Origin of the sequence: Dactylosporangium sp. McL0621, assembly GCF_049995355.1 — a bacterium.
Taxonomy (GTDB): Bacteria; Actinomycetota; Actinomycetes; order Mycobacteriales; family Micromonosporaceae; genus Dactylosporangium.
The window spans coordinates 11,348,369-11,369,231 of the sequence record NZ_CP188259.1; the positions used below are offsets into that span (position 1 = coordinate 11,348,369).

22 protein-coding genes and 1 pseudogene are annotated in these 20,863 nt (G+C 68.7%); 13 read left to right on the top strand and 10 right to left on the bottom strand.

The window, feature by feature from the left end:
* Window positions 1-175 precede the first annotated feature (175 nt).
* The 7 genes from ACPPVO_RS53755 to ACPPVO_RS53785 all read left to right on the top strand — a co-directional run bounded on the left by ACPPVO_RS53755 (window position 176) and on the right by ACPPVO_RS53785 (window position 5,844).
* Complete coding sequence (locus ACPPVO_RS53755) at window positions 176-1,288, top strand: hypothetical protein (RefSeq protein WP_426507201.1); 1,113 nt, start codon at window positions 176-178, stop codon at window positions 1,286-1,288.
* Window positions 1,275-3,803 carry a sensor histidine kinase gene (locus ACPPVO_RS53760; protein ID WP_426507203.1) on the top strand — a complete coding sequence of 843 codons (2,529 nt, stop codon included), beginning with the start codon at window positions 1,275-1,277 and terminating at the stop codon, window positions 3,801-3,803. The genes ACPPVO_RS53755 and ACPPVO_RS53760 overlap by 14 nt, the downstream gene beginning before the upstream one ends.
* Window positions 3,800-4,252: a roadblock/LC7 domain-containing protein gene (locus tag ACPPVO_RS53765; RefSeq protein WP_426507205.1), complete on the top strand. Its 453-nt coding sequence runs from the start codon at window positions 3,800-3,802 to the stop codon at window positions 4,250-4,252. Before ACPPVO_RS53760 ends, ACPPVO_RS53765 begins: the two co-directional genes overlap by 4 nt.
* On the top strand, window positions 4,249-4,668 hold the full coding sequence (locus ACPPVO_RS53770) for a DUF742 domain-containing protein (RefSeq protein ID WP_426507206.1): 420 nt from the start codon (window positions 4,249-4,251) through the stop codon (window positions 4,666-4,668). The genes ACPPVO_RS53765 and ACPPVO_RS53770 overlap by 4 nt, the downstream gene beginning before the upstream one ends.
* The gene (locus ACPPVO_RS53775) at window positions 4,646-5,245 is read left to right on the top strand and encodes a GTP-binding protein (RefSeq protein ID WP_426507208.1); all 600 of its coding nucleotides are present in this window, start codon (window positions 4,646-4,648) and stop codon (window positions 5,243-5,245) included. The genes ACPPVO_RS53770 and ACPPVO_RS53775 overlap by 23 nt, the downstream gene beginning before the upstream one ends.
* Window positions 5,246-5,250: 5 nt before the next feature.
* The gene (locus tag ACPPVO_RS53780; RefSeq protein WP_426507209.1) at window positions 5,251-5,571 is read left to right on the top strand and encodes a hypothetical protein; all 321 of its coding nucleotides are present in this window, start codon (window positions 5,251-5,253) and stop codon (window positions 5,569-5,571) included.
* Between the two features lie 105 nt (window positions 5,572-5,676).
* Window positions 5,677-5,844, top strand: a complete 168-nt coding sequence (locus ACPPVO_RS53785; protein ID WP_426507211.1) for a hypothetical protein — start codon at window positions 5,677-5,679, stop codon at window positions 5,842-5,844.
* A 90-nt stretch (window positions 5,845-5,934) separates the two neighbouring features.
* On the opposite strand, the gene ACPPVO_RS53790 is transcribed toward ACPPVO_RS53785, so the two are convergent.
* Window positions 5,935-6,489 carry a MarR family winged helix-turn-helix transcriptional regulator gene (locus tag ACPPVO_RS53790; RefSeq protein WP_426507212.1) on the bottom strand — a complete coding sequence of 185 codons (555 nt, stop codon included), beginning with the start codon at window positions 6,487-6,489 and terminating at the stop codon, window positions 5,935-5,937.
* Window positions 6,490-6,543: 54 nt separating this feature from the next.
* On the opposite strand from ACPPVO_RS53790, the gene ACPPVO_RS53795 reads away from it, so the two are divergent.
* The gene (locus ACPPVO_RS53795) at window positions 6,544-7,269 is read left to right on the top strand and encodes an SDR family NAD(P)-dependent oxidoreductase (protein ID WP_426507214.1); all 726 of its coding nucleotides are present in this window, start codon (window positions 6,544-6,546) and stop codon (window positions 7,267-7,269) included.
* Window positions 7,270-7,869: 600 nt separating this feature from the next.
* Window positions 7,870-8,298, top strand: coding sequence for a hypothetical protein (locus tag ACPPVO_RS53800; protein WP_426507216.1), 429 nt, complete (start codon window positions 7,870-7,872; stop codon window positions 8,296-8,298).
* 393 nt (window positions 8,299-8,691) lie between these two features.
* Here the strand turns inward: ACPPVO_RS53800 and ACPPVO_RS53805 are convergent, their stop codons facing one another.
* Window positions 8,692-9,297 (bottom strand): ISAs1 family transposase, encoded by a 606-nt coding sequence (locus tag ACPPVO_RS53805; protein WP_426514866.1) that lies wholly within the window; start codon window positions 9,295-9,297, stop codon window positions 8,692-8,694.
* Window positions 9,210-9,572: a transposase family protein gene (locus ACPPVO_RS53810; protein WP_426507218.1), complete on the bottom strand. Its 363-nt coding sequence runs from the start codon at window positions 9,570-9,572 to the stop codon at window positions 9,210-9,212. Before ACPPVO_RS53810 ends, ACPPVO_RS53805 begins: the two co-directional genes overlap by 88 nt.
* 264 nt (window positions 9,573-9,836) lie before the next feature.
* Between ACPPVO_RS53810 and ACPPVO_RS53815 the strand changes: the two genes are divergently transcribed.
* The gene (locus ACPPVO_RS53815; protein ID WP_426507219.1) at window positions 9,837-10,187 is read left to right on the top strand and encodes a DUF6086 family protein; all 351 of its coding nucleotides are present in this window, start codon (window positions 9,837-9,839) and stop codon (window positions 10,185-10,187) included.
* Window positions 10,188-10,370: 183 nt separating this feature from the next.
* Here ACPPVO_RS53815 and ACPPVO_RS53820 read toward each other — a convergent pair.
* A pseudogene (locus ACPPVO_RS53820) lies at window positions 10,371-10,905 on the bottom strand (IS6 family transposase); the annotation flags it as partial.
* 53 nt (window positions 10,906-10,958) lie between these two features.
* Between ACPPVO_RS53820 and ACPPVO_RS53825 the strand changes: the two are divergent.
* Window positions 10,959-11,279 carry a hypothetical protein gene (locus ACPPVO_RS53825; RefSeq protein WP_426507221.1) on the top strand — a complete coding sequence of 107 codons (321 nt, stop codon included), beginning with the start codon at window positions 10,959-10,961 and terminating at the stop codon, window positions 11,277-11,279.
* A 540-nt stretch (window positions 11,280-11,819) separates the two neighbouring features.
* Here the strand turns inward: ACPPVO_RS53825 and ACPPVO_RS53830 are convergent.
* Both ACPPVO_RS53830 and ACPPVO_RS53835 read right to left on the bottom strand, forming a co-directional pair.
* Window positions 11,820-12,713 carry a polysaccharide deacetylase family protein gene (locus tag ACPPVO_RS53830; protein WP_426507223.1) on the bottom strand — a complete coding sequence of 298 codons (894 nt, stop codon included), beginning with the start codon at window positions 12,711-12,713 and terminating at the stop codon, window positions 11,820-11,822.
* A gap of 260 nt (window positions 12,714-12,973) precedes the next feature.
* Window positions 12,974-13,120: a hypothetical protein gene (locus tag ACPPVO_RS53835; RefSeq protein WP_426507225.1), complete on the bottom strand. Its 147-nt coding sequence runs from the start codon at window positions 13,118-13,120 to the stop codon at window positions 12,974-12,976.
* Between the two features lie 35 nt (window positions 13,121-13,155).
* On the opposite strand from ACPPVO_RS53835, the gene ACPPVO_RS53840 reads away from it, so the two are divergent.
* Window positions 13,156-14,469, top strand: a complete 1,314-nt coding sequence (locus tag ACPPVO_RS53840) for an ATP-binding protein (protein WP_426507227.1) — start codon at window positions 13,156-13,158, stop codon at window positions 14,467-14,469.
* Between the two features lie 1,768 nt (window positions 14,470-16,237).
* On the opposite strand, the gene ACPPVO_RS53845 is transcribed toward ACPPVO_RS53840, so the two are convergent.
* On the bottom strand, window positions 16,238-17,071 hold the full coding sequence (locus ACPPVO_RS53845) for a GNAT family N-acetyltransferase (protein ID WP_426507229.1): 834 nt from the start codon (window positions 17,069-17,071) through the stop codon (window positions 16,238-16,240).
* A gap of 547 nt (window positions 17,072-17,618) precedes the next feature.
* Between ACPPVO_RS53845 and ACPPVO_RS53850 the strand changes: the two genes are divergently transcribed.
* Window positions 17,619-17,759, top strand: coding sequence for a hypothetical protein (locus ACPPVO_RS53850; RefSeq protein WP_426507231.1), 141 nt, complete (start codon window positions 17,619-17,621; stop codon window positions 17,757-17,759).
* Between the two features lie 42 nt (window positions 17,760-17,801).
* Here the strand turns inward: ACPPVO_RS53850 and ACPPVO_RS53855 are convergent, their stop codons facing one another.
* The 3 genes from ACPPVO_RS53855 to ACPPVO_RS53865 form a co-directional block, all read right to left on the bottom strand.
* On the bottom strand, window positions 17,802-18,566 hold the full coding sequence (locus ACPPVO_RS53855) for an MIP/aquaporin family protein (protein ID WP_426507233.1): 765 nt from the start codon (window positions 18,564-18,566) through the stop codon (window positions 17,802-17,804).
* A gap of 193 nt (window positions 18,567-18,759) precedes the next feature.
* On the bottom strand, window positions 18,760-19,428 hold the full coding sequence (locus ACPPVO_RS53860) for a hydrolase (RefSeq protein WP_426507234.1): 669 nt from the start codon (window positions 19,426-19,428) through the stop codon (window positions 18,760-18,762).
* 178 nt (window positions 19,429-19,606) lie between these two features.
* Window positions 19,607-20,437 (bottom strand): NAD(P)-binding domain-containing protein, encoded by an 831-nt coding sequence (locus ACPPVO_RS53865; protein ID WP_426507236.1) that lies wholly within the window; start codon window positions 20,435-20,437, stop codon window positions 19,607-19,609.
* Window positions 20,438-20,863 lie beyond the last annotated feature (426 nt).

A 20,863-nucleotide genomic window follows, 5' to 3' on the forward strand; every position in this document is an offset into this window, starting at 1 on the left:
ACATGCGCATATGGCAATGATTAGCTGACGTTCTCACCGGATTGGTGAGCGCGATTACCCAGTCCGCCATGCACATCCAATCGACCCGTTCATGACGCGATCAACTGGCGGAAAGCTAAGGTCGGGTCCCCGTCGACCGCGCTCCCACGCGGGCATGTCCTGCAGAGAGTGATTCATGGCTATCTCGACATCCCCCGACCGCCGGTCCCGCGGTGCCGTCGCATTCCTCGTGCGGCTGGTGCTGCCGGTGGCGCTCATCGCGCCGACGGCCGTGCTGTTCGGGCTGCAGCGTCAGTCCACCGACGACGATTCCGCGTTCGCCGTCACCGAGCGCCACGGCGTGGCGTACCTGCAGGCCCTCGTGCCGCTGGAGATCGAACTCGTGAATGCGCAGTCGGTCGCGGCCGCCGGCAACCCGGTGCAGGGCGGGCCGCTGACCGCCGCCGTCGGCAGCGCGGCCAGGCTCGATGACGAGTACGGCGGCGAGTTGCTCACGTACGACCGGTGGGCCGACGTACGCAGCAAGATCGAGGCGGTGCCGCCCACCGGCACCCCCGCCGCCCTCTTCGACGCCTACGGCGAGGCCATCGACCTGCTCGTGGACCTCGTCGACAATGTGCGCAGCGCATCCGGCCTGGCCCGCGACCCGCACGCCGAGACCTACAACCTCGCCGACGGCGGCGCCCAGGAGCTACCGGAGGGCATCGCCGCCGCCGGGCGGTACGCCGGCCTTGTCCTGCAGGCCCGGCGGCTGCCCGCGGCCGCGCAGGCCGACGCGCTGTTCGGCATCGCCGCCGCCCGATCCGACCTCGTCGGGTCCGCCCGCGACCTGTCCGAGGACGTCCAACGCGCCGCCCAGGGCACCGCGAACCAGAGCCTCGACACGTCCCTGCTGACCAAGATCGACGGCTTCAGCCGGGCGACCGACGCCCTCGTCCCGTCGGCGGAGACGGCGAGCGCGACGCTCGCCGTCGACCCGGCGCGGTTCGCCAAGGACCGCGACGACCTCGTGCGCGCCGGGGCCGACCTGTCCGCGTCGCTGCTGAGCAAGATCGACGGCCTGCTGCGTGAGCGGGTGTCGAGCCTCGAATCGCGCGAGGCCGTGGCCGTCGCCACCCTGGTCGCGGCCATCCTGCTCGGTCTGGCGGCGCCAGCGCTGACCCTGCTGCAGGCGCTACGCCGACGCAGGCGGCGCAACGACGCCGTGAGCAACCCGCGGCCGGCGTGGCCCAGCGTCGCACCCGGCCCGCAGTACGACAACAGGGAGCGGTTAGGTGCTGCTCGGTAGGTTCCGCATCCGCGGCAAGCTGACGCTGCTGGTCGCGGTGCCGCTGCTGGCCATGTTCGGCCTGTTCGTGCCCGTAGTGGTGAATTTGGTGGGTACCGCGAACCGCGCGGCGGACACCGACGCCGCCGTGAGGCTCACCGAACGGGTCGGCCCCCTTGTGGAGGACCTCCAGCAGGAGCGGCTACTGTCCGTGGGCTACCTGCTCGGCGCGGTCGACCGCACCGACCTGGCCCGGCAGTCGGCCCGGGTCTCCGAGCAGCTGGCCGCCGTGCTCGCCGCGGGCAATGTGCCCGCGGAGCTGGTGACCTCGCTCGACGCGATCCGCCAGCAGCTGCCGCCGCTGCGCGAGCGCGTGCGCATCAGGGCGGCCACCCCGGACGAGATTCTCGACGCGTTCGCGCCGTTCCTGGACGACACGATCGAGGCGCTCGGGCTCGTCGGCCGCGCCGACGCCACCACCGCCACCGGCCGGGAGCTGCTCACGCTCGATGTGCTGCTGCGCGCGAACGAGTCGCTCACCGAGAGCACCGCCATCCTGGCCATGATGTCGCGCGGCGACGCCGAGTCGCTGTTCGTGCGGTACCGCGAGGAGCAGATCGAGCGCGAGTTGTACGAGGAGCGGTTCGCCGCCTTCGCCACGCCCGCGCAGGCCCAGCTGTACGGCCTCGTGGCCACCGCCTTCCATCAGCGGCTGGGCACCTCGTTCGACGACGACTTCGACGTCAACCCGGTCGCCACGATGCAGGAACGCCCGCTGGCGGAGCTGTTCCCGAAGCTGCTGTCGTTCAGCGTGCTCGGCGGGTACGTCGAGAAGCGCCTCATCGACGACCTCAGCTCCACCGTCAGCCGGGAGCAGCAGCAGGCGCTGACCACGACGTACGGCGCCGGCGCGCTGACCGCGCTGATCCTGCTCCTCGTGCTGGTGCTGGTCGCCTCCGTGGTCCGAGCCGTGGCCGCGCCGCTGACCCGGCTGACCCGGTCCGCGGAGCGGATCGCCGAGGCGGGCGAGGAGGAGCTGCGCCGCGTCGCCGACGACGATGTCGAGGCCGGCACGCCGGTGCACCTCGACGTGCTCGACGCCGGTGGCGTCGACGAGATCGGCGACCTGGCCCGCGCGTTCGACCGGGTCCAGACCACGGCCGCGCAGCTGGTCGAGCGTCAGGTCGCGAGCCGGCGCAACGTGGCGGAGATGTTCGGCCACATCGGCCGGCGCACCCAGAACCTGGTCGGCCGCCAGCTCGGCATCATCGACCAGCTCGAGTCGCGGGAGACCGACGGGGCCCGTTTGGAGCAGCTGTACCGCCTCGACCACCTCTCCAACCGCCTGCGCCGCAGCGCCGACAGCCTCGTCGTCATCTCCGGCTCCGGCCAGGGCGAGGACCACGTGGCCCCGGTCCGGCTGATCGACGTCGTCCGGCTCGCCCTCGGCCAGATCGAGGAGTACACCCGCGTCGACACCGACATCCCGATCGAGCTGCTCGTCGCCCCTGGTGTCGCCGGCGACCTGGTGCTGCTCGCGGCCGAGCTGCTGGAGAACGCGTCGAACTTCTCGCCGCCGCACACCCGAGTCACCGTCGCCGCGCGCGCCGTGCCCGGCGGCCTGCGGATCGCCGTGATCGACAACGGCATCGGGATGAGCGACGAGCGCCTGGCCGAGGAGAATGCCCGGCTGGTGCGCCGCGAGCGGCTCGACCTCGCGCCCAGCCGCGTCCTCGGCCTGTTCGTGGCCGGTCGGCTCGCCCGCCGTCACGGCTTCGGCGTGAAGCTTGGCCACACCCCGGCCGGCGGCGTCACCGCGACCGTCGACCTCGGTCCGTCGCACGTCGTCTCCGCCCCGGCGATCAGCACCGACGGCGCGTTCCTGTACGACACCCGCCCGGTTGTCGGTGTGCAGGTGCGGACCGAACCGGCGGTGTCGCTGAACGACGCGCCCACGCGCGAGCTCGAGGCACCCCGCGCGGCCGTCGCGCCGGCCCGCCGGCTGCAGGAGGCCGGCGAGGCGATGCGGAACTGGCGGCCGTGGAACGCCTTCGAGACCGGCTCCCGCGCACTGCCCGCGGCAACCCCGCAGATGCCGGCGACCCAGGAGGACCGCGGGCCGTCCGGCCTGCGCCGTCGGGTGCCGGGCCGTCAGCTGCCGACCGGCCTGGAGCGTGTGGTGCCGGAGGCGCCGCCGGGGCCCCCGGACGCGCTCGCCGCGCGGGACCTGATCGAGCAGTTCGAGGCCGGCGTGCGTCGCGCCGATGCGGACGCCGCGGCACTGGTCGTACCGCCGCCGGATTGTCCTCCCACGCCACCGCCTATGAACGGGACCGGCCCGCGGCCCCTGCGGCGGCGGACCCCCGGCGCCGCCCTCGCCGGGATGGACCGGCCGAACCGCCCGCCCGAACCGGGCGTGGCCGTGGCTGATCCCGAGACAGTCCGTAGTCTCGTCGAGCAGTTCGAAACCGGCGTGGCCCGCGCGCTGCGCGACGCGCCGCCCGCAACCGACACCGAAGAGGGAACACCACGATGAGCAGCACCTTCACGCCCGCGAGCAGCCCGTCGGGGCTCAGCGCCGATGCGAAGAAGTTCAACTGGCTCCTGGACTCGTTCACCACGAACACCGCGGGTGTCCGGGAGGCGATCGCCGTATCGTCCGACGGTCTGGTGATGGCCATGTCGGCGGTACACGACCGGGCCAACGCCGACCGGCTGGCCGCGATCGTGTCCGGGATGACCAGCCTCTCCGCGGGCGCCGCCGGCTGGTACTCGCTGGGCTCGCTCAACAGGGTCATCGTCGACATGGCCGGTGGGTACCTACTCATCACTGCGATCAGCCGGGGATCGGTGCTGGGTGTGATCGCCGACCGGTCGGCCAACCTGGGCACGGTGGCGTACGAGATGACCCTGTTCGCGGGCCGGGCCGGCGCCGCGCTGACTCCCGCCCTAATCGCGGAACTGAAAAACTCCGTCCAGACGTGACCGGGTCGATCGGGCGGATCCCGCCGTATCTGCGTGGTGGCTTGAGCGGCGCCGACGACCCCGCCGAGGAGGCCGGGGGCGGCGCGGCCGAGCCGCGCCCGTTCGTGCTGACGTCCGGCCGGGTCGAGGCGGTCGATCGTGAGATCGGCCTGGAGACCCAGGTGACGCTGCGCGGCGACGCCGCCGCAACGGTGGCGCTCACGCCGGAGATGCAGGCGATCGTGCGGCTGTGCAAACGGCCGATCTCGGTGGCCGAGCTGTCCGCCCTGGTCCCCCTCCACCTGGGCGTCGCCCGCATCCTCGTGGCCGACCTGCGCGTCGCGGGCTACCTCGACGTGCACGTTGTCGACATCGTCAACTCCCAATCCGCCGAGACCATCCTGCGAGTGATGCATGGACTTCGTTCAATCAGCTGATAGGCCCGCTGCCACCCGGGCACCCGTCCCCGTCAAGATCATCGTTGCCGGGGGATTCGGCGTGGGAAAGACTACGACCGTGGGGGCGATCTCCGAGATCGCCCCGCTCACCACCGAGGCCGAGATGACGTCCGCCTCGTTCGGCATCGACGAACCCGGCGAAGCCAGCACCAAGACCACCACCACGGTGGCGATGGACTTCGGCTGCGTGACCATCGACCACAGCCTGAAGCTTTACCTCTTCGGGACCCCCGGCCAGGACCGCTTCGGGTTCATGTGGGACGACCTGGTCCGCGGCGCGCTCGGCGCCCTCGTCGTGGTGGACAGCTCCCGGCTGGACGACTGTTATCCGGCGGTGGACTACTTCGAGCGGGCCGGGCTGCCCTTCGTCGTGGCGGTCAACACCTTCGACGGCCGGATGGCGCACAGCCTCGAGGAGGTGCGGTGGGCCCTCGCCGTCGCCGACCAGGTCCCGGTCGTGAGCTTCGACGCCCGCGTGCGCACCTCGGTGCGCGACGCGATGCTGATCGTGCTCGAAGGCGCGCTGCAGCGCGCCCTGGTCACCGGAGCGCAGTAATCGCCATGGGAGCCCGCCCACCCGACGATGCGCTCACGCGCCTGGCGAGATGGGACGCGCTGCGTCGCCGCGCGGCCGGCGGCGGGGCCGCCCCGCCGGTCATCGACGACGTGATCCAGACCGCGCGGGACCTGGCGGAGCGCCACCCGTCGCTGTCTCTGTCCGTCGTGGCCGAGGACGCCGGGGTCGCCTGGCGCCTACGTGTCACCCGCACCGACAGCGGGGTCGAGGTCGAGGCCGTGCTCGACACCGACGCCGGACCGCCGGAATCGACGGCCGCGCGTCTGGCAGATATTTTGCGGGAGAATCCCGGGATCCTCGATTAGTCCGATGCGGCGGCGGACTCTTCGGCCTCCCACATGGAGATGACTACACCTGGCGGCTAGGCGTACGCGGCGGTGAATCGCCGCCGGTTGAACCTGCCTCGTCCGATGGTGTCAACGTTCGATGGTGTCAACGTTCGCGGCCGCGAAGTCGGGGATGCCGATGCGGCTCTCGCGGTCATGGACGCAGGCCGGATCATCGAGTTGGGCACCCACGACGACCTGATCACTCGCGACGGTCCGTACGCCAAACTCTGGCGGCAGTGGCACGGCTGAGTCCTCGACGTCTCTCCAAAGACGACCACGTCACCGCGCCGGAGCCATCATCGACACCTCCGGAGCGCCGATGAGCGGTCGTTCTGGCCCTTATCGCCGCGGTTCATCGGGTGACGTGACGAGGGTCCGTTCGAGGTTGGCGAGCAGTTCGATGAGGGTGGTGCGCTGGGCGGCGGTGAGCGAGCCGACCAGGTCAGCCTCGCGTTCCAGAAGTTGGCGCACGGTGTTTTCGATGAGGCGATGACCGGTCTCGGTCAGTTTGACCGAGACCGCGCGACGCGACCGGGATGACGGCGATCGTTCAACCAGTCCGGCCTGCTCGGCGCGGGCAACGCGCTGGGAGACCGCGCCGGGTGTGATGAGTGTCCGGCGGGTGATCTCGCGGGTGGTGAGCTCGTACGGCGGGCCGGAACGTCGGATGACGCTGAGCAGGTCGAGGGTGGACGGGTCGACGCCGAGCTTGGCCAGGGTGCGTCGCCGGTCGTCGGCAAGAACCTTCGCAAGCCGCCAGACGGGCGTGATGATCTCGATGGAGTCGGTGCACACGCCCGGCAGTTCTCGCTGCCAGGACTCGGCGATGTCGGCGGCCGGCCACGCCGAGGGCGGCCCCAACGGGTATTCCTCGGCGTCGAGGTTGTTGGTCATAACGCACCCTTCCCACTACGTTTAGAGCTAAACGTAGCAGGGAGAGGGGTAGCTGTGAGTCGCATCGTGCTTGTCACCGGCGGCGGGAACGGGCTCGGCAAGGCCGTCGCCGCGCGCTTCCGATCCGGCGGCGACGCTGTGATCATCACTGGCCGGAACATCGACCGGCTCACCAACACGGCAACCGAGATCGGCGCACGACCGATTCCGTGCGACGCCACAGATGTGCGGCAAGTGGCACGAATGGCCGACGACTTGGGCGCAGACCTCGACGTGGTGGTCAACATGGCGGGTGGCAACACGGACTTCGACCAGCCTGACCCGCAAGGCACGGACCTGGACCGAGTGGCGGCCGCGTGGCGGGCGAACCTGGATGCCAACCTGCTCAGCGCGGTACTCACTACGACGGCCGTGCTCGACAAACTTCGGCCGGGCGGCTCGATCATCAACATCGGTTCCATCGGCGCCGAATACGCCTCCACCTCCTATGGCGCAGCGAAGGCCGCCCTGGCCGCATGGACCGCCGGACTGTCATCGACGGTCGGCGGCAAGGGCCTTACCGCCAACCTGATCGCTCCCGGCTACATCGGCGAAACCGACTTCTTCCGAGGAAAGCTCAGCGAGCAACGGCGAACCGCCCTGATCAACGCGACCCACAACAAACGCGCAGGGCAGCCCAGCGACATTGCCGAAACCGCCTACTTCCTGGCATCCGACGGCGCCCGCCACATCACGGGACAGACCATGCACGTCAACGGCGGCGCGCACACCACAAGATGACGCTGGAAACAAGACGAGCACATAGCGCCCTCATCTGCCGCCGACCGTGCGCGCTAGGTAGCGGTGGCTGTCACGCCGCGTGACGAGCGGCCAGAGACCGAATTCTATATTTAGCCCCACAGCACGGTTGGCACTGATTGACGGAAAGCAGTTCACCTGTAGCTCTCGACGGTGCGGGCCGGCCAAATCGCGGAGCAGGCTTTCGCCGCCATGTCACCGGGACGACGGGTACGGTTCCCGGTTGTTCCGGCCTGCGACGCCCCAGCGTTCGAGCCGTCAGAGATGAAGACACCACGACTCGGGAAACTGAGCGGGCATGGACCGCTCAGTTTCACCTTCGGCCGTTGTCTATACCAGATATGGGACTCGACAAGGTGCCGGAGAGGGGACGCCAGGATGCGGGTCAAGACAGGCAGTTCGCTTCGGCGGGCCGGCAGACCTCCGACGAAAGGAGAGCCGCGGGAGGAGCCAACCCGTGGCCGGTCGGGCATCACCATGAAACCCGGGTAACGCAGCGTGACCGCGCCGCCTGCGCGAATACGCTCAGCCCGTCAACCCAGAATGGAACCCATCATGCGTGTCCGCAGAAAACTGTCCCGTGTGTTGTTCACCGTCGTCGGTGCCGCTGCCATCCTGCTCGGCGCACAAACCGCCGCCCAAGCCCAAACTAATGGCGGTAGTAGTAGTGCCGGGGTGGCCTGGGTTCAGCAAGACACTTCGACCGGCTACTGCCAGGCGGAAGTAAAGCTCGATTTGGGAACCACTACCTACGTGTACGGCAGCTTCGTGAACCAACATGCGGGGTTGAGCTGCATCGGATGGCTTGATCGGTCAACAGATGGCGGCAGCTACTGGTACACGATCTCGGGGTATCATACCGTCGGGAGCTACTCCACTGCTCAATATGACGCGACCGGCGATTATTGGGATGGGATCGGTTACCTCGCGCGGGCATGCTTCCGTTTGAACTTCGCGGGCTCCGCCACCCACTGCAGCTACGGCATTGGTAATTACGTGCACGTCGGATAGCAGTTCGCGCTGATCGCGGCTGCTTACCGGATGGGGCGATAAACGGTGGATGAGGTCAGCCTTGGCAGACGCCTTTCGGTCGGGGCCGTGTCAGCCATGAAGGGGCGGGGCCGGTCAAGTCGATGAGGGCTTGAGGGACTGACGTTGTTTTGTCTGTTTCCGGGATGCGTTCGGAAGGCGTGTATGCGACGTTGGGGTCAAGGCCGGCCCGGAGGGCCGCCCGCGGGGGCTTGGCCTTGATGCCGGCGTCGTGCACGCCAGACTGTGCGATGCCGGAAAGCGGGGTGGGCGGGGTGGCCGCGTTGCACCAGATCAGGAGCGCCGTTGCGTTGGGGGATCGTTGGACGCGTTGAACCCGTGCTGGGGTCGCGGTCCAGGGACCCGGCAAAGTCGTTAGCTGATGCCGAGTAGGGCCAGTGGTCGGTTGGTGTCGTGGGCGTGGTGGCGGTTGGCGGCGGCGATGTTGGTGGCACCGGCGAGGCGGAGCGCGCCGATGGCGGCGTTGCGGAGGGCGGCCATGACGTGCGGGCCGGTGCCGGCGCGGATCTGGGAGCGGTCTTCGTCGTAGGTGACGTCGCGGACCCAATGGGTTTTGTTCTCGATGGACCAGTGGCCGCGGATCCAGTCGGCCAGGTGCATCGGTTTCGCTTGGTGGGCAAGGAGATCAGTGACCGCGTAGACGGTCTCGGTGGTGAAGCGTCGAGGTTCGTCGAGCCGGCGCCGGCGGCGCCGGATCTGTATCGCCTGGGCGGCGTGTGGGAAGTCGATGCCGGTGGAGACGGACAGGATCTTCAGGGTGCGGATCTCTCGGCGGCCGTGACCGCGATCGGTGGTGCGGTCGGCGACAGGAACGAGTCGCCAGGGTAGGCTGGCCAGTTGCTGGTGCAGGCTGGGCTGGTTGCCTTTGACGGTCAGCGTGAGCCGCGCAGGGTCTTGCCGTCCACGGCGATCGCTCGCCGGGACCCGGGTGCTGGTGCGGGGATCCTTGCGGCGAGCCAGATCCCGACCGCGGCAGTGAGCAGATCCGGGTCGATGGCTTGGAGCAGTCTGCGGATCATCGCTTCGGATGGTCGACGGTCCGCGTCGATGCCCAGCAGTACCGCGGTGTCGGCGGGCAGGTCGGCGACCCATTCGGCGATCGCGGTGTAGGAGCGGTAGCCGGCCACGACCGCGCAGACAGCCGCCGTGAGCACCACGGTCAGGTGATGGCGGATGCCCCGGCGGGCGCGTGGATCGGGTACCGCGGCCAGGGCCGCGGGCAGTCCGACGGTCAACTCTGGTGGGCGGAGTCCGGCCGGTGCGGCCGACAACGATGCGATCAGCGATGATGGCAATGCGGGCATGGCTCACTTCGGCAACGATCAACAAGGCGTAGGAACCTCGATGATCTTCCGAACCGGTCATGCCCGTCCTGCTGCGCCCAGCAAGGGCGCGTCTACACGAAGCACCTCAAGCCGGACCCATCCTGGCTTTGCTTAACAGATCCTGCCGCAGCTTCGTGCGAAGGACCCCGACATCGAGATCACCGTGGAGTGGCCGTGAGTTTCACCTTCGACGTCCACAACGAGGAAATCTGGGGCCCGGCCAACCAAGTCGCTCGGCTCTACCTCGACACGGTCGACGCGGCCTCGCGCTACGTCGACCAGCCGACCGGGCTCACCGATGTCTCGGGAGACTGGTACACGATCGAGCCTGACGCCTTCCGCGACTTCGTCGGGGCGATGCTCCACGCCTATGTGGAACGCGGGCGTGGGGACGTCCGGGCGTTGCTCCGCGGGCCACTGGCCGTTTCCCTCGACCTGTTGCGTCGGGCGGACATCGCACTGGAGGGACAGACCGACAACGAGGTGGCCGCGCTGACCGAGCTCAGGTCCGAACTGCCGTTCTGACCGGCCGCACGAGATGAGGCGATCGGCGGGCATCCAGCTTCGGGAACGATCAACAGGGCGTAGGAACCTCGATGATCTTCCGAGCCGGTCATGCCCGTCCTGCTGCGCCCAGCAAGGGCGCATCCACATGAAGCACCTCAAGCCGGACATGCATCACGACTTTGCCGGGGCCCTGGGTCGCGGTCAGATCGCTTGGGCGAGTTCGGTGAACGCAGCGGCGACCCGCAGAGCGGGCGGGGCGTCGATGGCGAGTTCGTAGTGGCCGCGTCGAAGGTTCTGCATGAAGGCGTGTCCGGCGATGAACACCTGGGCGGTCTGGTCCGTTCGTAGCCCGCGCATCGGTCTCAGCCGGTGCTTGAGCCGACTGTGATCGGCCTCGATCGGGTTATTGGCGTACTGCTCGACGTGGTGCCACGCGGACAGGATCAGCTCGTCCAGGACCGCGGGGTAGACCGCGGCGGCGTCGGGTGACCACTTCGCTTGGCTTGACCTTCAGCGTCGACAGCGCCCGGCGGGAAGAACCTCCGCGCCGCCTCGGCGTCCCGGCGCGCCGCGACGAGCACATCGATGACCTGCCCGTACTGGTCGACCGCCCGGTACACGTACCGCCAGACTCCGTTGACCTTGACGCACGTCTCGTCGACGAACCACCTGTCGCCGGGTGCATGCCGGCAGAACTGGGCGGCGTCGGCCAGCACGGCGTGAAGCGCTGCACCCACCACGCCCGGACCTGCATGGCTGTCAGTCACCAGCACGGGGTCGAACGGTTGGGTGTCCCCGGCAAGCCAAAGCTACTTCTACTTCGACACGACGCCGACGGTCAGCTCGACGGACTACCCAGAGAGCGCCGAGGCGGGCGGAGCCGGCGTCAGCGGCTCCTTCACGTTCACCGCAAAGGTGCCCGGTAGCACGCAGTTCGCCTACTCGTTCGACTTCGAGACGACGACGCAGACCGCGCCAGTCGGGCCCGACGGCACAGCGACCATCAACTGGACACCAGATTCGGCCGGCTGGTACGAACTGGACGTCTGGACGGTAAGTCCAGACGGCACTACCTCCGACCCGTATTACTACGTCTTCATGGTCCGATAGCGGCACCGGCCGGGCGGCGGCGCTCCGCCGCCCGGCCGGGCCAACTCACCGGCAAGGGCGTTGTTGCGTTTGCCGATCGGAGGGTGCGTTTGAGCGAGTGCGGCCGGTCTTCAGATAGCGGTAGCGAGTTCGGTGAACGCCGCGGCGACGCGGAGTCCGCGCGGCGCGTCGAGTCCGAGTTCGTAGTGGCCGCGGCGGAGGTTCTGCATGAACGCGTGTCCGGCGATGATCGTCTGGGCAGTTCGGTCGGTGCCGTTGCGTGGAGGGATCGGCGGACCCGTCGAGCCCGTGACGGTGTCCCGCGTTCAGCTCGCCTGGGCCAGTTCGGTGAACGCGGTGGTGGCGACCCGCAGCGCGGGCGAGGCGTCGACGGCGAGCTCGTAGCGGCCGCGTCGAAGGTTCTGCATGAAGGCGTGTCCGGCGATGATGACCGTTGGCCACGGGTGGTCTGCCGGTCGTTGTGCTGCGTGGTGATCTCGTAGCCGAGGAATCGGGCCACGCCGGTGCGGGCGCGATCCCGGCAACTGCGCAGCCGGCGCGTCAGGTTGGCAGCGCGACGAGCGTGAAGTACCGCTTCAGGAACGGCACCAGTGTCTGGTACGCCACGATGGTGTCCGGCTGCACGTTGTCGTGCGACAGGATGATCGAGCCCTGCCGCACCTGCCGCTTCACCTCGCCGATCACCCGCGCGATGTGGGCGGCGTCGCTGGCGTCGTTCTTGTGGTTCCAGTCCTGCGGATCGACATCCCAATAGATCGGGGCCATGCCCATCGACTGTGCCTTCGCCACGAGATCGGCCGTGAAGTTGCCGCCCGGAGCGCGGAAATACTTGATCGGCACGTCGTTGCCGACCGCGGCGTGGATCATCTCGTTGGTGTGCTGGAGGTCCCAGTCGACATAGGTCTGGTCCCGCTGGGCGAGGTCCGTCAGGTGCTGCCAGGAGTGGTTGCACAGCGTGTGCCCGCCGGCGACGATCTGCCGCACCAGCTCGGGATGGTCCCGCACGCGGAAGCCGACCAGACAGAACGTGGCCTTCACACCGTTGGCGCGCAACACCTCGAGGATCTTCGGAGTGTTCACCGGGTCAGGGCCGTCATCGAAGGTCAACGCCACCGCCGTCGACCCCGTGTGCGCCCTGGACCCGGCCGGGCCGGAACCGGCGCCCGGCGGCCGGACGGCAAAAGCGCTCTCCGCGGACGCCTTCGGCGTGCCGGACGGACCCGCCGTCCGCGAGGCCCGGACCGACGGTGCGAGCGACGACGTCGACGGCGTAGACGATTCGGGCGGCAGCGACGGCTCCCCGGAAGCGGCCGACGGCACGACCGCCGCGGGCTGCGCCGTCGCGGGCTGCGCCTTCGAACTGCACGCCGCCGTGCCGAACACCACGAGCACCGCCACGACCAGCAGCGCGATTGCCGTCCTGCGTTGTGTCACCGTCCTGCCCTCCCCCGGGTCCGCGGCCACGCTAGCCGAAACGGCCTCGGGTTCGCAGCCCCGACGACCGAGACACCCGCCGACCATCCGGATCCACAGTGGGAATCACCGTGGGGGCTTTTTCGTGTCGGCGGTCATCCGGCTGGGTGGTCGGTGGGTGCTCGTCCGGGATCCCCCCCACCCCGGTCCGCGGGCGGCCCGAACGGTCCGCCGGCGTCCAGGTAAGGGTGGTGTTGATGGTGCCCGCGCGGGGCGTCGCCTCAGCACGGGATCGCGTGCACGAGAGCGGTGAACGCGCGGTCGGGACTGATGTGGGTGCGGTACAGCGGGCTGCAGGGTGTGGTCGCGAGCCGTGCCGCCAGCTCGTCGAGGTTCGGTTGCCTGCCCCGGTCACGGTAGACGTCCATCTGCCCGGAGGAGGAGCGTCCAGACGTCCACGAACATGGCGACCAAACGTCCACAGATCGTGCGACCGATCGTCCATAATGCTGGCATGGCGTACGACCGCGAACTACTCCCCCGGCACGTCGAACCCCTGGTCGCCGAAGCACTGACCGACACCCGCGTGGTAGCCGTCAACGGCGCCCGGCAGGTAGGCAAGAGCACGCTCGCCACGGCACTGACGTCAAGGGCGCGCAACCCGGTCATCCGGCTGCTGGACGACCCCGCGATCCTGCGCGCCGCCCACGAGGCACCGACCGACTTCGTCGAACATGACGGCCTCATGGTCATCGACGAGGTCCAGCTTGCCCCAGAACTGTTCCGGGCCATCAAGCTCGTCGTCGACGCCGACCCGACGCCCGGACAGTTCCTCCTGACCGGATCCGCCCGCATCCTCGCCCTGCGCGACCTGCCCGACGCCCTGCCCGGGCGCATGGAAACCGTCGAACTCTGGCCGTTCTCCCAAGGAGAAATCGACGGTACGCCCGACCGGTTCGTCGACGCCGCTTTCGCATACGGCCCGGATCTGTCCCACACCTCGACGCTGCGCCGCCGCGACTACCTGGACCGGGTCGTGCGCGGCGGCTACCCGGAGGCGGTACGCCGTACGCCACGCCGGCGCGCGGCATTCTTCGAGTCGTACCTGACGACGCTGATCGAGCGGGACGTAACCGAACTGGCCGCCATCGAACGCCGTGGTGAGCTGCGCCGCCTGCTGGCCCTGCTCGCCGGTCGCTCCGGCGGTCTGCTGGTGGCCGCGTCACTCGCCACCCAGTCCGGCATCCCCCGCACCACACTCAACCGGTACCTCGAACTGCTCGCCGCGGTGTTCCTCATCAAGCAGATCCCCGCCTGGTCCGGCAACCACACCCACCGCGCCGTCGGCACACCCAAACTGGCGTACATCGACAGCGGCCTCGCCAGCCACCTGCTCGGCCAGGACGCCGGACGACTCGCCGAACCCGACGGCGCGGCCGGTCAGCTGATGGAGAACTTCGTCCTGATGGAACTGGCCCGCCAGCTCACCTGGAACGACGAGCGAGTACGCCTGTACCACTACCGCACCAAGGACGGTGTGGAGGTCGACGCCGTTCTCGAAGCCGCCGACGGCCGGATCGTCGGTATCGAGGTCAAGGCCGCGTCCAATGTGCGCGGCGGCGACCTCGCCGGGCTGCGACACCTCGCCGACCGAGTCGGTGACCGCTTCGTCGCCGGCTACATCCTCTACACCGGCCAGCAGACACTCCCCTACGGCGAGAAGATCCGCGCCCTTCCCATCGAGGCACTGTGGTCAACGACCACCAATCAAGACTGACGCCCCTCGATACGACCGTGGCGTATCAGCGCCGGGCCCGCTCGGAGCTGGTTCGCTGCAGCTCCTGCAGCGCGCTACTCAAGCAACTCGCCCCGAGACCATCCTGATGGGCACAGGTCGACCGCACGCCGCCGCCGGATGTCACCCCACTGAGTGACCGCCAGAGTGCGTTCCTGCGGCCCCTGACCCCAACCGCACTCGACCGATTCCGGCCCGTCCACCGCGGCTCGGCCCCGCACGATGCCCCGTCCTGAAGCGAGCGGAGGGGTACCCGACTGTGGGTGCGAGTGCCCGATGCCGCGCACAGACGGTCGGCGAGGACACGCTGGCTGAGCTTGAGCTCCCGCCTGCGCTGGGCGATCAACTGCCCGAACCGCACGCCGTCCGAGTAATGCAGTGGCGCGCTTGACGGACTGGTGCGGCCATCGGACCAGGCTCCTCGCGGGCGGCGAATTGGGACGTGGACGTGGATCCACGCTCCACTTCGCCAAGGAGTCAAGTCATCCACGTCGATGGACAGGCGGCCCGCTGCGGGAACGGCGCGCTTGAATGCGTCGCAACACAAACGATCATCGAGCGGCCAGCCGAAGTCTTCCGAAGTCGCCTACGGCGAGTGACGGGCGAAAGTTGGCACACTTTACCGGCGTGGACGTTCGGCACCGTTGACGGACGCCCATGGACGTTCCAGCACGGATCGACCTCGTTCCGGACGGTCCACTGAGGACGGTTTGGTGTCTCCGTCGAAATGGTCCGGCAGAGGCACTTGACTTGCCGGTTCGGGCGCGGCGTACTGGAAGTACGTTCCCCGTGCGGCGTCTCGCGCCGGGCCACATAGGTCGATGGGTGAGCGCTCCCGTTGGGGGCGCTCGTTGTCGTTGTGGCCCGGTGTTCAACCGACCCTGCCGACCGGGCGCCGGTACGACTGACAGGAGGACCGCCATGAAGGATCTTCTCCTGGCGGGCTGAGCCAGCGCCCCGTCCGTCACCCGCATCGACGAGGACCGGCAGGATGCTCTGTCCAGGGCCGCCGGTTCGCGCCGCTGTTTGTTGTTCCCCTCTGCGCACGGCCGTGCGTGCCACGGTCGTGACGATGACTGCTGCCCTGATCCGCCCGACGCCGGACGGCACGTTCGTTGAAAACTCCACAGTGGATGTACCACCTTGGCCACCCTCGCGCGGCCCGCCCGGCCGGGCGTGACCCGGCAGGGTTCCCCCTTGCCCACTTTCGAAAGGCAGTTCCGTTGTCGTTCCACCACTCGCCATCGCCGTCGCGGTCGCCAGCTGACCGCGGTGAAAGACTCCGGCTTGACCCCTGTTCGGGCGTCCGCCTTGGCGTCCGCGTTGGGGTCGCGCGTCTGATCTTGCCGGACGTCGTCCTACCTTGTCTTCGGCAGGCCCCCGAAGTTCGATCATCCGCTCCAGGTCGTCCTTGCGGCCTTGTGCCCCATCGCCCGGCTTGCGCAACCAGCGCTTCAAACGCACACCACCATCACGATCTTCGGACAGGGCCTTGCCGCACGTCCGCGACGCTAACGGTGGACGGGTTGGTCAGCAGTCGCACCTACCGCAACGGCACCGTCGACGTCCTCAGGCAGACCATCACCGAGCTGCTCTACCGCGAGCGGGCGGGCTCTGCCCGACGGACTCTGCCTCGCCGCCGCCGCCACCACCGCGAGCGCCAGCACACCATCCGGCGCGAAGGCCAGCGCGGACCGCGATTCCGCGGACCTGCACGGCGCACCCCGCGGCCCGGCGACGCGGGTCGCCGTCACTGGCCGGGCAGCGCGTAGTAGTCCTCGGTGATCACCGGCTGGAAGCCGAGGGACGTGTAGAGGTTCAGGGCTCGGTCGTTGCCGGTGGCCACCTCGAGGTGGACGGCGGTGGCGCCGTCGGCTCGGGCCGTTCGGCACAAGCGGTGCAGCACGTCCCGCCCGATGCCGCGTCCTTGGTGGCCGGGGTGGATGACGAAGCCGTAGACGCCAGCCCGATCCCCTTCGCGGATCAACCGGACGGTACCGATCGGCTGGCCGTCCCGTTCGACCACGAGGGTGTTGGGGTCGCGGAGGGCGTCCTCGGGCGGCTCCCAACCGAATCCCAGGCGCAGCAGTTCTCGTACGGCCTGCTGATCAGCGTGGACGGCGGTGCGGACGGTGACACGGGGATCGGCGGGGACGTCGGCGGGTTCGCCGAGCAACTGGAGGGCATGCTCGCTGTGGTCGAGGCTACCGCCCCGCCGCTGCGCGAGTGATCCTCCCGCAACCGAGGTGCGAGGCACGACCAGCAGAACCGAGGCGTGCTCGCGCTGCTGGCATACCCGTAGCCCGGCATCCAGCAGTGCGGTGCCGATCCCGCGCCGCCGCGCGGCGGGATCGACCATGCCGGCCAATTCGATGGTCGGCGCGCCGTGCGTATAGATACCCAAGAACCCCAGCAGCCGCTCACCGTCCCACCACAGGACATCCTCGACGTCCTGCCCGGAACGGTGGCGCAACGCATTCCACTCCAGCTTCAGCCGCCCGCCGTCGGCCGCGACCACACGGCGCTCCAGATCAGCAATAGCATGCAGGGCAGCCGGGGACAGTCCAGCGGAGAGGTTGACCATGGCGCCACCCCATCACGCCGGTCAACCGGATTTCCCACAGTGACCCCGACAGTCGATCATGCGTCATTGCAAACGAGTCAACCCCTCCATCGGACACGGAGACAGCCAAGATCACGTGACCGCTCAAGTAGCCGGTGCCCGCGCTCGATCAATTTCGTACTCTGCCACGAGCTGGCGAAGGCCGCTCACCGGCCCGAGCTGGCTGGGGTTCCGGCTGTGGCGGTGCGCTGGGGAGCGACTGCGCGCCGGTGAACAGGCGAGTGGCGCCGCCAGCTACTGGTTGGGTTTGAACGTGTTGGGCTCGCAAATGAGATTCGGCTACGCTGCCTGCGGGTATTCGTTGATCAATCCACCCAGGATCGGGCGTCGTCGGACGCGGGCGGCGTCGAGGTCAACGACCTGCGGTGGTGGGTTGGGTGGTCGTTGTCCGAGTGATCGGTGTGGGCGGTGGCCGTTGTAGTGCGCGGTGTACGCGGTCAGGACGCTCGTCAGGTGCCGTTCGCCGGCGATGACCCCTACGTATCCGGCTGACCCGCAACGCCCCCGGATGCGCGGCGAACACGTCGACGCCCTCCTCGACGAGCTGTCCAACCTGCCCGAGGCGATCGCCGCACCGATCGCCACAGCCTGGCACGCCAAGGAAGACCTTTGCGCAGCGTTGCGCGCGCTGCTGGACCGCATCGGCTGAACGCACGAACGCCGCAGATTGCCGGGCGACCCGGCGGCACGGTCATCCGGGTCGTCGGCGCAGGCGGGAGCCGTCCGGGTTGGTGCCGCAGAGCCGGTGGGTGAGCACGACGCCGCGCCTGTGTACGAGGTCGAGCACGGTAGCGGCCACCGCCGCGCCCACCACGGGGGCGAGGAGATACACCCAGAGGTAGTCGAGGTGCCCCGAGATCAACGCCGGGCCGAACTGGCGTGCCGGGTTGACCGACCCTCCAGTGGTGGTGCCGAGCACGGGGATCGCCGCCCCGATGAGCAGCCCGACCAACCACGGGACGAGCGGTGCCGTTCGCGGGCTCTTCAGGAACGTCCCGACGAGGTAGACGATGACGCCCATACTGGCGGCCTCGGCCGCGAAGAGCGCACCGGCCGACCAACCGAGCCCTGGCCGTAGCACGGCGTCGGCCACCGGCGGGGCATCGGCCGCCCGGCCCCACAGGGCCCGCGCCGCGAGCACGCCGAGCACGGATCCGGCGAGCTGTGCGGCGATGTAGGGCACGACGGACGCACCGGGAAAGACCCTGAACCGCCACATGGCGAATGAGATCGCGGGATTCATGTGGCCTCCCGTGATCTTCCCGGGCTTGCTGAGGATCAGCCCGGCCAGGAGCGGCCCCACGCAAACGCCGACGATCAGCAACTGGAGCTGGATCTGCGGGACCGCGTCGGAGATGACGGACGGCCCGACGACCCAGCGCACGATCGTGGTCACGCCGAAGAGCAGCATCAACGTCAGCAGGAACTCCAGCGCGCTGTGCTTCGCGGTCGACATTTGTCTCCAGGTACGCGTCGGTGCGCGCGCTGAGCCACGAACAGGACCCGGAACGCGTAAAGCCGCAGCGGCTGCCACGCCGATCCGGCGGCTCCGTGCGGTGCCGCCGGCCGGGTGACGGCCGCCGTAGCTGGATGTTCGGGCTGACTCACCGGCTAACCAGGAAGCGCTACACGGCGACCGGAGTCCAGCGCTACACGGCGACCGGAGTCTGCTGGCGCTTGCCGCGCCCGCGCATTTCTTCGAACCAACCCCAGTCCTCGTTCTGGTCGATGACGGTCTGCAGGAAGCCCTCCACGGTCTCCGTGCGGGCCCAGTCCCGCTGGAGCTCACACGCCACCGAGTTCCACGTCGTGGGCTGCGCTCCGGCGTGATTGATACGCTCGAGAGCATTCTCGTGCGCCTCGATCGTCGTACCGCCGAGCGCGTCGACCACCGGGAAGACCTGGTATCCCTCGTTGAGCGCGTCCAGGCTGGGGAACAGCAGACACGCTTCCGTCCACAGCGCGCCCATGATCAGCTTCCGGCGCCCCGTGGCCTTCACCGCGTCGAGGAACTCCTTGTCCTCCCACGCGTTGATCTGCGTCCGGTCATACGAGGGAATGTCGGGGAGTTCGTTTTTCAGCTGCGGGACCGTGTCCTGGTTCACGCCCGACTTCACGTTGACGGTCGAAAGAATGGTCGGCACATTGAACACCCTGGCGAGGCGCGCAAGCGCGATCATGTTGTTGAGCATCCGCCCGGTGTTCATGGACCGTACGGTGGTGATCTGCGGCGGCTGATAGTCGATGATGATGAGCGCCGCATTTCCCGGGCTGAGCAGGTTGTCCTTTGCCGGGTCACGCTTGGGCAGGCTTACCATCGCATTCCTCCTAGCTGTGAAAGCGAGCGGGAGAAGCTCTCCCGAATGGTCACCAGCCTTCGCATGTGCGCTACCCGCTGTGGTCCGGGCGAAACGGGCGCCCGACCTTGGGCGGGTACCTCATCGCGGCGCAACCGGCGAGGGCTTACCCCCCGTGTTCGCGCAGCCGACCACTTGTCTATTCGCCGCGGAACCTGGGAAGCGCTGTGATGCGGGAGGTCAGGTCGACGAAGACCGGAGGTGGGGAAGCGGCTTCCGCGGCGGCCCAGAGCCGGCGACGCCCGGCCGCCGAGATCGGCAAGTTGTCCTCTCCGCCTGCGGCCACCAGCACATCGAAGTCGAGGGCCGAATCGCGAAGGGGACGCGGATTGTCACGATCCAACGCACGCTTCACCACCGCCGCCATCGGACCGCGGGCCAGCAGATCGAGCGTGGTCTGGTACGAGCCACCGAGAATGTCGGCCAGGTCGAGTGCTTCGCGCAACCCCGCCTCGGCAGCCATGACGACCACATTGGTGATCAGTTTGTAGGCCACGCCGGACCCGAGCGGCCCGACACGAACGACATCCCCGAAAGTTCTGAGGATCGGCTCGGTCAACGCCATCGCGTCGTCGGAGCCCGCCAGCAACACGGTCAACGCGGCTTCCGACGCATAACGCACGCCGCCGATGAGCGGGGCGTCGACGAGGTGTACGCCCGCCGGCATCTTCGACGCAACCGACTGCAGCATGTCCGGAGTCGTCGTCGACAGGACCGCCAGGGCTGCTCCGGGTCGCATATCGGCAAGGATGCCGTCCTGTCCCAGATGTGCCACCGGTATGTCGTCGGACATCACGGTACTGATCACCACATCCGTGTCGCGTGCGGCTGCGGCTGGGCTATCGGCCGCGACGGCCCCCAGCGCCGTCATCGCATCAATTCGGTCCCGTACGACGTCGAAGACAACTACCCGGTGGTCGGAGCGCAGCAGATGGGGCACCATGCGGGAACCCATGTCCCCGAGGCCCACGAAACCGACTGTGGCCATGACATCCTCCCGGATCGGCGCGGATTTCGCGCTACCCCCAGGGGTCTGATCTAACCCCACGGCCCCGGCGTTGTTCCGGCTTGAGGTCTTTTGTTCGTTCCGGGGCCGGACGAGGCGGGAGTTGTGGGACGAGCGCGACTCTGATGATCTTTCGGGTGTCTACGCCTGAAGATCATGTTTCGACCCGGTTGTTGACCACCTCGCTGATCTGGCGTTGTGGGAGGCCGAACTCACGGCCGGCCCTGCTGGGACCGAGCCGTTGTCGGTGGCGTCGTCGCTGCTGGAGCGGTTGCGGCAGGTGCCGGACCCGCGCCGGCTGCGTGCACATCCCAACAGGATCGGCGCTGACCGGAACCGTCCGATTGGGCGCTCCGCGGGTGCTCGGTCGCCGTGGGACAGGCCCGTACG